Source organism: Hoyosella levis, assembly GCF_026008515.1.
Classification (GTDB): Bacteria; Actinomycetota; Actinomycetes; order Mycobacteriales; family Mycobacteriaceae; genus Lolliginicoccus; species Lolliginicoccus levis.
The window spans coordinates 90,503-103,552 of record NZ_BQYM01000005.1 but is presented as its reverse complement, the minus strand read 5'-3'; the positions used below and the strand labels follow the sequence as shown (position 1 = coordinate 103,552).

The 13,050-nt window shown below is 66.8% G+C and carries 11 protein-coding genes, 1 tRNA gene and 1 pseudogene; 3 read left to right on the top strand and 10 right to left on the bottom strand.

Annotation, left to right across the window (positions count from 1 at the left end; translation table 11 throughout):
- The first annotated feature begins 157 nt into the window (after positions 1-157).
- Entirely contained in the window at positions 158-1,414 is a 1,257-nt protein-coding gene (locus QC765_RS07150) for a pyridoxal phosphate-dependent aminotransferase (protein ID WP_278313747.1), read from the top strand.
- Positions 1,415-1,427: 13 nt separating this feature from the next.
- Here the strand turns inward: QC765_RS07150 and QC765_RS07145 are convergent, their stop codons facing one another.
- The 3 genes from QC765_RS07145 to dcd all read right to left on the bottom strand — a co-directional run bounded on the left by QC765_RS07145 (position 1,428) and on the right by dcd (position 5,137).
- Complete coding sequence (locus tag QC765_RS07145) at positions 1,428-2,945, bottom strand: hypothetical protein (protein WP_278313746.1); 1,518 nt, start codon at positions 2,943-2,945, stop codon at positions 1,428-1,430.
- A gap of 188 nt (positions 2,946-3,133) precedes the next feature.
- A complete protein-coding gene (locus tag QC765_RS07140; RefSeq protein WP_278313745.1) occupies positions 3,134-4,468 on the bottom strand; it encodes a UDP-glucose dehydrogenase family protein in 1,335 nt (444 codons plus the stop codon).
- A 102-nt stretch (positions 4,469-4,570) separates the two neighbouring features.
- Positions 4,571-5,137, bottom strand: a complete 567-nt coding sequence (dcd, locus tag QC765_RS07135) for a dCTP deaminase (RefSeq protein ID WP_278313744.1) — start codon at positions 5,135-5,137, stop codon at positions 4,571-4,573.
- A 262-nt stretch (positions 5,138-5,399) separates the two neighbouring features.
- Here dcd and QC765_RS07130 point away from each other — a divergent pair.
- Positions 5,400-5,470: transfer RNA gene (locus QC765_RS07130), tRNA-Gly, on the top strand.
- A 135-nt stretch (positions 5,471-5,605) separates the two neighbouring features.
- The gene (locus tag QC765_RS07125; protein ID WP_278313743.1) at positions 5,606-6,226 is read left to right on the top strand and encodes a DUF4145 domain-containing protein; all 621 of its coding nucleotides are present in this window, start codon (positions 5,606-5,608) and stop codon (positions 6,224-6,226) included.
- Between the two features lie 354 nt (positions 6,227-6,580).
- On the opposite strand, the gene QC765_RS07120 is transcribed toward QC765_RS07125, so the two are convergent.
- The 7 genes and pseudogenes from QC765_RS07120 to QC765_RS07095 form a co-directional block, all read right to left on the bottom strand.
- On the bottom strand, positions 6,581-7,897 hold the full coding sequence (locus tag QC765_RS07120) for a tyrosine-type recombinase/integrase (RefSeq protein WP_278313742.1): 1,317 nt from the start codon (positions 7,895-7,897) through the stop codon (positions 6,581-6,583).
- Positions 7,897-8,562: a recombinase family protein gene (locus QC765_RS07115; protein WP_278313741.1), complete on the bottom strand. Its 666-nt coding sequence runs from the start codon at positions 8,560-8,562 to the stop codon at positions 7,897-7,899. Before QC765_RS07115 ends, QC765_RS07120 begins: the two co-directional genes overlap by 1 nt.
- Positions 8,563-8,716: 154 nt before the next feature.
- Positions 8,717-9,064 (bottom strand): hypothetical protein, encoded by a 348-nt coding sequence (locus QC765_RS07110; protein WP_278313740.1) that lies wholly within the window; start codon positions 9,062-9,064, stop codon positions 8,717-8,719.
- Between the two features lie 102 nt (positions 9,065-9,166).
- Positions 9,167-9,313 (bottom strand): annotated as a pseudogene (locus QC765_RS16485) (hypothetical protein); the annotation flags it as partial.
- Between the two features lie 207 nt (positions 9,314-9,520).
- Positions 9,521-11,923 carry a bifunctional DNA primase/polymerase gene (locus QC765_RS07105; protein WP_278313739.1) on the bottom strand — a complete coding sequence of 801 codons (2,403 nt, stop codon included), beginning with the start codon at positions 11,921-11,923 and terminating at the stop codon, positions 9,521-9,523.
- Between the two features lie 233 nt (positions 11,924-12,156).
- Positions 12,157-12,786 (bottom strand): hypothetical protein, encoded by a 630-nt coding sequence (locus QC765_RS07100; protein WP_278313738.1) that lies wholly within the window; start codon positions 12,784-12,786, stop codon positions 12,157-12,159.
- A complete protein-coding gene (locus tag QC765_RS07095; protein ID WP_278313737.1) occupies positions 12,783-13,031 on the bottom strand; it encodes a hypothetical protein in 249 nt (82 codons plus the stop codon). Before QC765_RS07095 ends, QC765_RS07100 begins: the two co-directional genes overlap by 4 nt.
- Positions 13,032-13,050 lie beyond the last annotated feature (19 nt).

Below are 13,050 nucleotides of genomic sequence, written 5' to 3'. Positions count from 1 at the left end.
CCGTGGCCCCCGCTCCCACCCCGGGAAGCGGGGGCCACGGCTTTGTGGCGAGCTCCTGCCGGTAGCAGGCCGGCAAGGTCCGCGGTCATGAGCGCGGGCCGCGCCATCTCCGGTAGGTCCGTGCATATTCGCTCGACAGCAGTGGCACGATGAACACGTGAGCCGAAACGATCCCCTGCATCCGCATCATTACCAGCCGCGCGTCCTGCAGCAGTCGAGCAAGCTGCAGGACGTCCTCTACGAGATCCGTGGCCCCGTGCACGCGCACGCGGCCAGGCTCGAGGCGGAAGGGCATCGGATCCTCAAGCTCAACATCGGCAACCCGGCCCCGTTCGGCTTCGAGGCACCCGATGTGATCATGCGGGACATGATCGCCGCGCTCCCCTACGCGCAGGGCTATTCCGATTCCAAGGGCATTCTCTCGGCCCGGCGTGCCATCGTCACCCGCTACGAGCTCGTGCCAGGCTTCCCCGAGTTCGATGTCGATGACGTCTTCCTCGGCAATGGCGTCTCCGAGCTCATCGTGATGGTCATGCAGGCCCTGCTCGACAACGGAGACGAGGTACTCATCCCGGCACCCGACTACCCGCTGTGGACAGCTGCCACCAGCCTTGCCGGTGGTACTCCCGTGCACTACCGATGCGCGGAAGAGGATGACTGGAACCCGGATGTCGCGGACATCGAGTCCAAGATCACCAAGAAGACCAAAGCGATCGTGGTGATCAACCCGAACAATCCCACGGGCGCTGTCTACTCGGAGCATGTGCTCAACGAGCTCGTTTCCCTCGCGCGCAAGCATCGGCTCCTGCTGCTCGCCGACGAGATCTACGACCGCATCCTCTACGACGACGCGAAGCACGTCTCCCTCGCGACCCTCGCTCCCGACCTGCTGTCGCTGACGTTCAACGGGCTATCCAAGGCGTACCGCGTAGCGGGCTACCGATCCGGCTGGCTGGTGATCACCGGCCCCAAGGATCATGCGACGAGCTTCCTCGAGGGCATCAACCTGCTCGCCTCGATGCGACTATGCCCGAACGTCCCGGCGCAGCATGCCATCCAGGTAGCGCTTGGCGGGCACCAGTCCATCAATGAGCTGATACTCCCGGGAGGCCGCCTGCTCGAGCAGCGCGACACCGCCTGGGAACGCCTCAACTCGATTCCCGGCGTGAGCTGCGTGAAGCCGCGTGGTGCGCTGTACTGCTTCCCTCGCCTCGATCCCGAGGTGCACGAGATCCACAACGACGAGCAGTTCGTGCAGGACCTGCTGCTGCACGAGAAGATCCTTGTCGTCCAGGGCACTGGCTTCAACTGGCCCGCCCCGGACCACTTCCGCATTGTCACGCTCCCCTACTCGAGGGACCTCACGGTGGCGATCGAACGGATCGGCAACTTCCTCGCCAGCTACTCGCAGTAGGTGATACGGCAGGTCAGCCGAGGTCCAGCGGGACCTCAATGATCGAGGTGTCAGCGTCTGGAACCGCCTCGGGCTGCGGCGCTGGTGCAGGCGCTGGGAGGGGTTCAGGCGCTGGTGCAGGCGCTGACTGAGGTGCCGGGTCCGTCTGGGGTGCCGGTGCAGGCCGAGGGGCCGGTGCAGGCTCCTGCGCAGGCGGCGGTTCCGGAGCGGGCGCGGGCTCGGCCGCGGGAACCCAACCCTCTGGCCGCTGAGGCGGTACGGCCGGCTGCTGCGGCGCTCCTTGTGATCCTGCCGCCGCCGGGCCCGGTTCCTGCGGGACTGGTTCAGTCGGCGTTGGTTCAGGCGGTGGCGCATTCTCAGGCGATTGCTCTGTCTCGAAGGCTTGCTCCGTGGCGGCGGGCGGCGCGGAAGGTCCGGGTGGCGTCGGTTCGCCTGACCCCTCACCCGCGGTCTCGGACCGGCTGGGAGCGGGCTTTTCCGCACTCGTGCGGTCCTGCCGCAGCAGCACATCGTCGCGGGCCTTGCCCTGCCCTGGCAGGGACTCCGCGAGCGGACCGTCGATGACCATGGACGCTGAGCCCGACGAGGTCATGTCCGTGGTCAGGTGGATCCCGAGCCCAGTAGTAGCGAGCAGCGCGATCACAGCGGCTGCCCGCGTGAGTCCACGGGACGCCAGAGAATTGCGCCCCAGCGCCCTCGCGCGGCGATCCGCAGATCGAGGAACGACCAGCCCCGCTCCGAACTCCACGGGTGCGCCACCGGCAGCAGGGTCGGTGCGCGCGAGGAGCACGGCAGCGCCTATCGCCGCGATCGCGGTGGGATCCTCCGCGACCACGAGCGGAACAGACCGGTAGTTTCGGGCTATCGGCGCGACGAGCACGGAGGCCGTGCCGAGGAGGACGATCGACTCCGCCGAGATGCCGAACTGGTGGGCCACGTCGAGGGAGCTACGGAATGACCGCTGTGCCACGCCGTCGACCACCCGGGCCACGTCTTCCCGGTCGATCGTGCGGTGGCGGCCCAGCGCGATCGACTCGCGGTCGATGAGCGTGTGGCGGAGATGATCTATCCGCGCGCGGGTACCAACGATCGAGGCGATCGCGTCATCGATCGTGCGCAGGCTCAGCGTCGGATCGTATGCCCGCGCGAGGCATTCCCCAGCTGCGGGGTCGATGAGGCTGAATATCGTTCCCTGATCGCCCTGGCCGTGCAGGATGACATTTCCTGGCGGGGTGTAGGCGCCGATCTCCTCGAGGTAGGCCCATTGTGCCTCCGCGAAGTCCACGAATCGCACCGTGATCGATTCGATCGCGGATAGCGCCTCGAGCACCGACGGGTTCTGTGATTCCATCGGGCACGCCACCACAACGGTGGTGAACCGGGCAGCCTTGGTTCGCGCCACCCAGTCCTGCATGGTGGTGACAGCGGCCACCACTGCTTCCGCGTACGCACCATCGATGATGGGAATGCACTGCTCGTCGCAGGCCCCGTCGGGGTAGCGCAACGCGGACCGCACGTGTCCTGCGTCCATCGCGATTCCCAGTAACGATCCCACCTAGCGTCCCTTCCGTAGCGGCCTTCGCTGGCCCGCACGCCGTTAGGGATGAGTGTGAACGCTCGACATCGTGGAAATCTGGCAACTGTAGTGCTTCGCAGTCAAATCGAAACCGATCGGTCACCGAATACGAATGCCGCGGCATGCCCCTGGCCGGAACCGTCCTAGACCGTCGAGAGATTGCGTCCCAGCGCGCGATACGTCCAGCCTGCGTCCATCCACTTGCGGGCATCGAGGCAGTTGCGGCCGTCGGCGATGACGCGACCACGCACCACGCCCTCGAGCTCCGCGGGGGCGAGCTCCCGGAACTCCGGCCACTCGGTGAGCACCAGCACGACATCAGCCTTCTCGCACGCATCGACCACGGAATCGGAATAGCCGAGCGTGGGGAACACCTTGCGCGAATTGTCCATTGCCTTCGGGTCATACACGCTGACCGCGGCTCCCTTGAGCTGCAACATTCCCGCTACGTTGAGGGCCGGGGAGTCGCGCACGTCATCGGAATCGGGCTTGAACGCTGCGCCGAGGACCGCGACGTTCTTGCCGATCAGCGTGCCACCGAGCGCCTCGGTGGCGATCTCGACCATGCGGCCGCGTCGCCGCATGTTGATGTTGTCCACCTCCCGGAGGAACGTCAGTGCTTGATCGGCGCCTAGCTCGCCCGCGCGGGCCATGAACGCCCGGATGTCCTTGGGCAGGCAGCCCCCGCCGAAGCCGAGTCCAGCGTTGAGGAACCGGCGCCCGATGCGGGCGTCATGCCCGATCGCGTCGGCGAGCAACGTGACATCCCCGCCCACGGCCTCGCACATCTCTGCCATGGCGTTGATGAACGAGATCTTCGTCGCGAGGAACGCGTTCGCGCTCACCTTGACCAGTTCCGCGGTGGCGTAGTCCATCACGAGGAACGGTGTGCCCGCATCAACCGCCTTGGCGTAGACCTCCCGCAGGATCGCCTCCGCCTTTCCACCAGGCTGCACGCCCGCCACGATCCGGTCGGGCTCGAGGGTGTCCTTGACGGCGAAGCCCTCGCGCAGGAACTCCGGGTTCCAGGCCAGCTCCACCTGGTCACCGGCCGGGGCGAGCCGTGCCACGCGCTCCGCGAGCTCCGTGGCCGTGCCCACCGGAACCGTCGACTTGCCCGCGATCAATGCCGGGCGCGCCAGCAAAGGACCCAGCGTGTCGATCACGCTGTGCACGTACTTCAGGTCCGCCGCGTACTCGCCGCGCCGCTGCGGGGTGCCCACTCCGATGAAGTGCACATCGCCGAACTCCGCTGCTTCCTCGTACGACGTAGTGAACTTCAGGCGTCCCGCCTCGATGTTCCGCTTGAGGACCTCAGGCAGGCCGGGCTCGTAGAACGGGACATCGCCGACCTTGAGCCGCTCGATCTTCTGCGCATCTACGTCCACGCCCAGCACCTCGTGGCCGAGCTCGGCCATGCACGCGGCATGCGTTGCACCGAGATAGCCCGTACCGAACACCGTCATCCGAATCGCCATGCCCCAAACCCTAGGCAGTGCGAGTTAATGAAGCCCGACCAATCGGTGAAGTCCGGCTACCGGTTCACTATGACGTATCTCTCCGTGACCACAGCACGGGCCCTACGTGCGGAAGTTCAAGTACGACCTCGACGGCGTCGGGCCCCGCTGGCCCTGGTACTTCGACCCCGTCCGCGCGCTGCCATACGGGAACTCCGCCGGGCTCGACAAGCGGATCAAGCACAACTGGCCGATCTTCATGCCCGGCCACAATGTGATCGGCAGGTTCGCCACGTTCGACAGCTCCAGCGTGATGTGCCCACTGAAGCCCGGGTCAATGAACCCAGCCGTCGAGTGCGTCAGCAAGCCCAGTCGCCCCAGCGACGACTTCCCCTCCAGCCGGCCCGCCAGATCGTCGGGCAAGCTGCACACCTCCAGCGTCGACCCAAGCACGAACTCCCCCGGATGCAGTACGAATGGCTCCCCCTCCGGCGCCTCCACCAGCGATGTCAGCTCATCCTGCTGCAGCTTCGGATCGATATGGGTGTACCGCGTGTTGTTGAAGACCCGGAACATGTTGTCCAGCCGCACATCCACGCTCGACGGCTGCACCAGCACATCATCGAACGGCTCTAGGCCCAGCCGGCCCGCCCCGATCTCCGCGCGGATATCCCTATCAGAAAGAAGCATCGGCACAGCCTACCGGTGCGGCGCCGTGGTTCTGCGTCGGCGCAGGGGCGCTCTGCGAGCACGGGAGCCCGAGCCCGCTCCGCTGGTGGAAACTTCGCACCCTCCAAGCGGGAAAAGTTTCCACTCGCGCGGGGACCCGGCCGCGCTGGTCCCGGCGCCCAGCTCGCCCTCCGCCCGACACGCCCGCCGTCGCGACCACCGGCGACAGGAACAGCGCGCGAAAGCTTGCTACACTCGCATACCGCAGCACGCACGCTGCAGCGCCGATGTAGTTCAATGGCAGAACATCAGCTTCCCAAGCTGAATACGCGGGTTCGATTCCCGTCATCGGCTCTCGCGAAACGCCAGCTCAGAGCATATTTCTGGGCTGGCGTTTCGCGTTGCGGGGCAAGCTGGCACCTCCGCAGCACCTCAGGCGCGGGGCGCGGCTGTACGGACTTGTCGGTGCGGCGTGAGACGATCGTCAGCGTGGCAATCAACAGTGATCTGTACGTTTCAATCCGGTGCCGTGGGCGGCTTGAGGAAAATAGCGAGGAGGCTTGGCGCCTTGCTGACTGCCCATTTTGCTCTGGCACCCAGATGATCGTCGTTGCGAATACAGATCCGTTGGGTGATCGGCGAGAACGCCACTACGTGGAATGGCTCCGCTGTGTCAACTGCTTCCGTGGCCTAGTAATAAATGGAAGCAAAACAAGCCCTGCCACCATGCCCCTTGACGACCCAGAGCATCTCGGAGGCGCAGACCTTGAGGCTTGGCTTGAGGTTCGGGGGTGCTTGTCGGTAGGCGCTAATACTGCCGCCGTGATGATGTGCCGCAAGCTTCTCTTTCACATGGCCGTCACCCACGGATTGCCCGAGAAGAACGCCAGGGACCGTTCGCCCACCTTCGCAGAAGCGCTTGAACACCTTCAGAGCGAGGGCATAATCACTAAACATATGCGTACGTGGGTGGATAGAATCAAGGTTGTAGGAAACGAAGCAAACCACGAACTCCCCGGCATTGCCGCTGATGACGCTATGGATGTCGCGAAATTCACGCGCCAGCTATTGCACCTGGCTTACGACCTCCCTGCGATGGTAAATGGCTAGCAGTGACCCATCGAACACATGCGTCAGGTAGACACGCACAAAATTGTCGGTTGGCATATGCAGGGTCTATGCCATGCCTGCCCTACAGCCGGTTGACTAATCAACCAACAAGACTCGCCCTCTCGAACATCCCAAATTTGCAAGAACTGCCGACTGGTTCATGCGATTAGACACCGCGCTCCAAGCAACTGCAGGATTCGCCAATCAGCAAAGCGAGACAGGCCCCATATAGATTGCCGCATTCCCTTCGCAACGCCAAACTGCTAGTACATGGCGCAGCTCTAGTCGAGGCTAGCTCCCTTCGCGTCGAGCTTGCACAAGTAAGCGGGCGGACGCTTGGGTCGATCGGCACCGCTAGCCTGCGTCCCTGATCGGCACTACGTTGCCGCTGTGCGCGGGCTGGCCCAGCGCGCCCAAGGCGGTCATGGCGTCGGTGTGGTCCTCGTCAAACAGGTGTGCGTAGATGGTCAGCGTGGTGGTGACCTTGGCGTGGCCCATGTACTTGGCTATGGCCAGGGCCGGCAGCCCCGCCGCCACGCACAGGCTGGCGTAGGTGTGCCGCAGCGCGTGGAAGCGCAACGCAGCGGGCAAACCTGCGTGGGTCAGCCGGTTGGCGCGCAGCACCGCCGGGCGGTACACCGCCTTGTAGAAGTTCTGGTGGCGCAGCGGGGCGTTCCAATCGAGGTCTAGCCGCGCGGCGGCCTGCTCCGCGGACAGGTCGCCCAGCACCGCCGCCGCCGGGCGGGCGGCCCTAACCCCGGTGGGCCGCTCCGGGATCAGCCGGAACGCCGGGAACAACGGAGCGGTGGCGCAATGGGCGCGGGGGTGGCGCGCCAGGTACGCGCGCAGCAACGCCGTGGTGGCGGGTGTTAACGGCACCCGCCGGCGGCTGCCCTTGGTCTTGGGCACGTCGTACACCTGGGCGCCGTGCACCACGATGGCGGTGCGCTCCACCCGCAGCGCGCCGGGCCGGTTGGGGTTGCGGCTGGGGGCGGGCAGGTCAACATCGCCCACTTGCAGGCCGCCCAGCTCGGCGGCGCGCAGCCCCGCCCACGCGGCCACGTGCACCAGCACGTTGTACGGCCAGGGCGTGGCGTCTTGGAGGGCCTGGACCTGCGCCGCCGTGAGGAACTGGGCGGGGTCGTCCACCACGCCGGGGGCGCTGCCCTGGGCACTGGTCTCGCTGGGCACCTTTACGTGGTCGGCGGGGTTAACGTCCAGGCGGCCATCCACCACCGCTTGCGCCAGCACCATCCTGACGACGAAGTACTCGTGCCGTACGGTGCTGGGCGCCTTGCCCGCCGCCACCAGGCCTTGCACAAAGTCGCTGATCTGCTGCCGCGTGATCTTGGCCAGCGGGTACCCGCCAAAGGCGGCGTTAATAGGTCCGCCGGGGCGCAGATGGTTGGCGTAGCCCGCGCGGGTGCGGGGCTTTAGGTCGTGCCTGCTGGCTAGCCACTGGGCGGCGGCGGCGCCAAACAGCACCTGCCCGGCCCTGGCGTCCCAGGCGTGGCCCCTGTTCTGCTTGTAGTCGATGCTGGTGGCGTAGGCCTCGGCGTCAGCCTTGGTGGTGAATCCACCCTTGCTGCGGCACTTGCCGTCGGGCGTGCGGTAGCGCACCTCGTACCGGGTGGCGCCGGACTTCAGCGTCTTGCGCTGCACGCTGGCCATCACGCCACCGCCTGCTGAGCGGCGCGGGCCAGCACACCCCGCACGGTGCTGTATTGCCACTGCGCGCCCCCGCTAGGCGTGGGAATACCCTCTGCGGTCAACTGGCGCGCAATGGCCTTGGCCCCCAGGCCTTGCTGTGCGTGCAGCACCACAATGCGCGCTGCCAGCTCAGGGGTGATCATGGGCGGGCGCCCCAGCCGCTTGCCCGCCCGGCGCGCGCGGTGCAGGCCCTCGCGGGTGCGCTCGCTGATCTTGCGCTTCTCCTCCGCTGCCACGGCCAGGCGGATGTCGGCTAGCAAGCGCTGGCTGGGGTCGCCGCTGTCGGCCTTGTCGCAATCCATTAGCCGCCAGCCGTAGCGCTCCGCCCGCTTGAACAGCTTGGCCGCGTCCTCCTGGTCGCGGGTGGCGCGGTCCAGCGCGCGCACCAGCAGTGCATCGGCCACGCCGGACTCAATCGCTGCGATGGCCACCTGCCTGCCGTGCATCTTGTCCGTGCGCGTGCCGCCCACGACGTCAGTAATGACGGTCAGCAACTCGTGGCCGTTGGCCGCGCACCAGTGCTCCAGTGCGTGCCGCTGCGCCGCCAGGCCGTGGCCGTGCGCGCCCTGCTGCTGCGTGCTGACCCGCACGTAGCCGATTACCCGCAGGGGTGCTGTGGTGTCCAATGTCCGCTCCCGTAGTGAGTTGGGGGCACCCAACGCCCTAATCGGACGTTTAGTGCGTTTAGTACGCCCCAAACACTACCCGAACATACGTTCGATCACCACGCGCAAAACAGGGCCTGATCTGCGACTTTAGTAGGCGCTCGCACCCCCAGGGCTAGCCGCGCCTGCGCCGCCGCCGGGGCACCGGCGGGCACTTGCCCCGTGCCGGGGCTGTGGTGGCCGCTGCGGGCCTTGCGGGCGCCGTGGGGCTGGCGGCCGGGGCGGGTGGTTTTTCAACTGCTGTGGCGAGCGCTAGCTCGTTCTCCACCCAATCGGCGTCCACAACCTGGCCCGTGGGCACCCCGCGCGCGGCGCGGCTGGCCGCACGGCCACCGCTAGCCAGCTCCGCGAACATCTGCTGCCAGGGCTCGGGGTTCACGTTGACGTCTACCGCTGTGCGCGCGCTGACGCCTGCGCGGTCCAGCACGTCCTTTATGGCGGCCAGCTTTACGCTGTCGCTCACGCCGTCTTCGGTAGCCAGCTTTAGCAGCTGCGCCGCCGCGCGGTCGGCGGCCTCTTCCAGGCGCCGCCGCGCCGCCGCCTTAACCTGGGGCGCCGCGCCGCCATGCGTGCGGCACACCGTGGCCCCGTTGATAGGTGACTTTTTGCATGGGTGTCCGCTGGTGGTGCGGGCGCTGCACCGCCTCCGCTCTGGATTCCGCTCGTACTTGCGCTTGGGCCTAGCGTGATTCTCAGTCACTTTCTCCTCCATCCTTTTGCCCCGCTCAGGGCGGGGTACCAAAACCCGCTAGGTGGGGTACTGGGGTACCAGTACCCCACCGCCTGCAAAAAACAGCCCCAAAACCCTATACGCGAAATGAACAATTCTCTCTCTACCTGGTCTTTTGCAAACCCGGGGGCCTGCGGGGGCGCCAAGTTTTTATGTGGGGTGGGGTACGGCGTACCCCACGTACCCCACCTATTGCCCCGCTAGCTGCACCGTGTAACTGCCCTGCTTGCCGGGCACCTTAGCCACCACACCAGCCTTGGCTAGCCGGTCAACGGCTTCGTCGAGGTACCCCCTCAGCTCTAGCTTGAGGCGCTTAGATAGATCGCGCCGCGTTTGCTTGCCGTGTTTCTCTACATGCTGCGGAATGAGCTTTAGAACGCGGTCCAGGCGGGATTCTTCGAGCACTTCCTCAGCCGCTGCGGTTCGCGCCCCCTGCGCGCGCCCCGCCTGCTTGTTGCGGGCCTGGGCCTCGGCGGCGAGCGCTCGCTGCGCCTGCGCGCGGGTGGCCTGGCTAACCACCATCACTGTTTCCGCTAGCGCCCAGTCTTCATCTGTTACCTCCTTGGTGCGGCCATCCAGCGCCATGAGCAAAGCCGCCACCCGCAACCTCATCAGGGTGGTGTGCGCGTCCAGCTGGTCGCGGGGCTGCGCCCCGCGCAACCGCGCCACGCGCTCGTCGTCTACATGTCGCGCTACCGCAGGCGGCAGCCGCAAATGGGTGAGCTCACTAGCGGCCACCGGTTCGTCCAAACGATAGAACTTGTCGAACAACTTGGTCTCTTGCCCCGGCCAAGCAGCCAGCTTCCACTCCGTCGGCTCTGGGGGCGCTGCGTCGGGGGCGCTGGGGTCCTCTACCGGCATCCACAGAAAACGCTGCGGCGTACCGCCGTCGGCGTCGTCAAACAGCACCCGCGACCGCCCCGGCTGCACTCCAACTGTCATGGCCAGCCTGTACCGATGCCCCTGCAAGCTGACAGCCTTCTCTGGCGTCGCGTAGCCAAAACCCAGCAGCTCGCCCATCCACGCTTTGCGTAGCTCGGGCAGCAGCGTTGCACCGCTACGGCTGAACAACGCCGCCAGGGTGTCTATCTCGTCGGCTTTCAGCAGCACTGCTTCACGGACGTTGACCTGCAGATATAGCCCATTCTGCTTCTGCTTGTACGCAAACTGCTTCACCAGCCCCTCGCCAGTGCCGGGTGGCGCGATGTAGGGCTCGTCCTGAAAGGTCACCGCTTCCTTGCCGACAGCCTCCGCAGCCCCTTTGCCCGCGCCCGGCGGCCCGCATAGCGCAACAAACAGGTTCAGGGTGCTGCGGCCGCCCGTTAGCGGCGGCAGCACCACACCCGGCGGAATGCCAGCCGCAACACGCGCCAGCACCACGCCCAGCACCGCCCACGGGCTAGCCCGCCGCGCCCGCGCGAACTGCCGAACTTGCCCCAGCACGGCGCGCGACCGCCAGAACGCCTCCTCGTCGGTCGCGGGCAATCCCGATTCCCGGTCCATCCGTCGCCGCGTGTCCTCCGGGTCGGCTAGTCGGGCCTGCGCCAGCGCCCACAGCGCCGCGCGCTGAAACTCGTTGGGGCCGGGGCGGCGCCCTTCCGTGCCGTCGAACGCGGCATGGAACGCCTCCTCCAGCTGGGTGGCGGCTGCCCGAGCTGGATACCACCCGGCCAGCGCCTCGCGGAACGCCCACGGCAACACCTCAACCAGTCTCTCGTGGCGGCTGCCCTCCCCCTTGGTGAACTTACCTACCGGCACCTGTAGCGCGGCGGGCCGGTCGCTGGCCGTACAGCTCGCGTAGAACGCCTTCAGCTCGTCTGGGGTGGCGGACTCGGCTGCCTCGCCCGCGTGCGCCTTGACCACAGCCCAGGCCTCGTCAGGCAGCGCGGGCAATGTGCGGCCCTCTGCGCTGGGCGCGATGCGGTACTGCCCGCCACTGGGGTGCGGCGTGGGGGCCGCGATGATCACGCCCTTGCCGCGCACGTCGCCATACGGGCCGAACCCGCCCGCCGCGTTGCCCACCTGCACACCCGGCGGCACCCCGAACACGTAGTGGCCCCGGGCACTACCCGCGCCACGGGTGTGCTGCAACAGCCCCGGCGGAAGCCAATCGCGGAACTTCTCGGGCATCTCGTCTACATCCAGGTCAAACGCCACCGCGCCCGACCGGCCCACATGCAAGGCGATGCCGTAGTGGGGATTCTCCTCCCACCACTCCCGGATCTGTTGCAGGTCCCTGGTGGACTTGTCCTGCCAGCGGCCACCCACCACGCTGCCGGGGTTCTTTATGTGTTGCGGCGCGGTGGGCAGCACCCACCAGCCCGCCAGGGCGTACTGCAACGCCGCCTGGGGCAGAGGCAGCTCGTTGATCCCCTCGGGAACGTAAGGCGGCAGGAAGAAGCGGAAACCGCTGTGCTCGCCTTGGGGCTCTGTGATCCACGCGCGCGGCGCCGGATTCCACCCCCGCCGCTCCATCTCCGATGGCTTCCTGTCGTGTGGCTTGTTGGGGTCCGCCCGGTCGTTCAAATCGAAGAAATCTTCGTACCACCGCGAGAAGCCCGTTCCCCGTGGCTTTTCAGGTATACTTGTCACTGCTATTGCTCCTTTGGCACCGCCGCCCCGGCCTTGGATTGAGCCCCCTTGGCCGGGGCGTATCGCGTTTGTTGGCTGCACGCCAGAGGAAAGTCCAGAATCAGAAAAAGCCGATCCCGGACGCACCTCTAGCAAGGTGGTCCGCTGATCGGCTCCTAATCTTCGATTGCTAGTCGAAGGGCCTTCTACACAACGGTCCTCAAGATTCTAGATGATGGCGGCAGGCCTGTGCATCAGCACAGGCGGTCAATCGGCCAGTTGTTGCTGGGCGCCCAGTCGTCAAAGGCGACGAAGTCGTAGCCGCTCATCTGGCCGTCCACGCACGTAAAGCCGTACTGGCACCGCTGGCACGTGCTGAACAACGCCGTTGCCGCACCCATGCCCACGAGCATCCCAAAGTCCCCATACTCGCTCAGGCGATCGCCGCACCAGTAGCACGTGTGCGCCCAGTGATGCAGGACCATGCGGCATACCCGCTCCACGCTGAAGTCCGGCGGCACGGGCCATTCGGTGTGCTCGCTGAAGGCAACGCCGGGGTCACGCCAGCGCACGCGCTGCACGCCCACCGGCCCCGCCAGCTGCACCGCCATGCCCGCAGCAAAGGCAGCCGCGCCCCCGCGCGGGTTGTTGCTGTGGCCACGGTCCAGCAATGTGGCTAGCAGCAGCTCGGTGCTGGCCAGCTCGCACGGCTGGGTGGCGGCCTGCCGCACCGCTCGCCGCACGCGCACGTCCCACGCGGCCGCCGGGGTATAGCGACGCTGCCGCAGCGCGGCGTCTATCTGGTCGCCCAGCGGGCTGGCCGCGTCCGCCGTGCCGCGCGCGCCCTGTAGCGCGCCCCACGCCAGGGCTCGGTAGTCGCTCATGCGCGATCACCCCGCAGCCATGCGCGCACGTTGTGCTCGCTGTACATCCGGCGCCCGGCCACCTTGCTGCTGGCTAGCTGCCCGGTGGTGGTGGCGTGCTGCACCGTGCGCACGGTGATGTACGGATTGCCCACGGCCCGCGCGTACGCCACCACGGCGGCGCAGCTCAGCACGGGCACGGTGGGGTCGTAGCTGGGGGCGCTGCGCGCCTTGAGCGGATCTTGCACGGGAACTGTACGTCCCATTTCTTTTCTCCTCGGTCTG

Excerpts from the sequence above, each read along its gene's own strand:
- QC765_RS07140 (WP_278313745.1), bottom strand. The coding sequence starts at position 4,468 with ATGGCGATTCGGATGACGGTGTTCGGTACGGGCTATCTCGGTGCAACG.
- dcd (WP_278313744.1), bottom strand. The coding sequence starts at position 5,137 with ATGCTTCTTTCTGATAGGGATATCCGCGCGGAGATCGGGGCGGGCCGG.
- QC765_RS07145 (WP_278313746.1), bottom strand. The coding sequence starts at position 2,945 with ATGGACGCAGGACACGTGCGGTCCGCGTTGCGCTACCCCGACGGGGCC.
- QC765_RS07095 (WP_278313737.1), bottom strand. The coding sequence starts at position 13,031 with ATGGGACGTACAGTTCCCGTGCAAGATCCGCTCAAGGCGCGCAGCGCC.
- QC765_RS07100 (WP_278313738.1), bottom strand. The coding sequence starts at position 12,786 with ATGAGCGACTACCGAGCCCTGGCGTGGGGCGCGCTACAGGGCGCGCGC.
- QC765_RS07120 (WP_278313742.1), bottom strand. The coding sequence starts at position 7,897 with ATGGCCAGCGTGCAGCGCAAGACGCTGAAGTCCGGCGCCACCCGGTAC.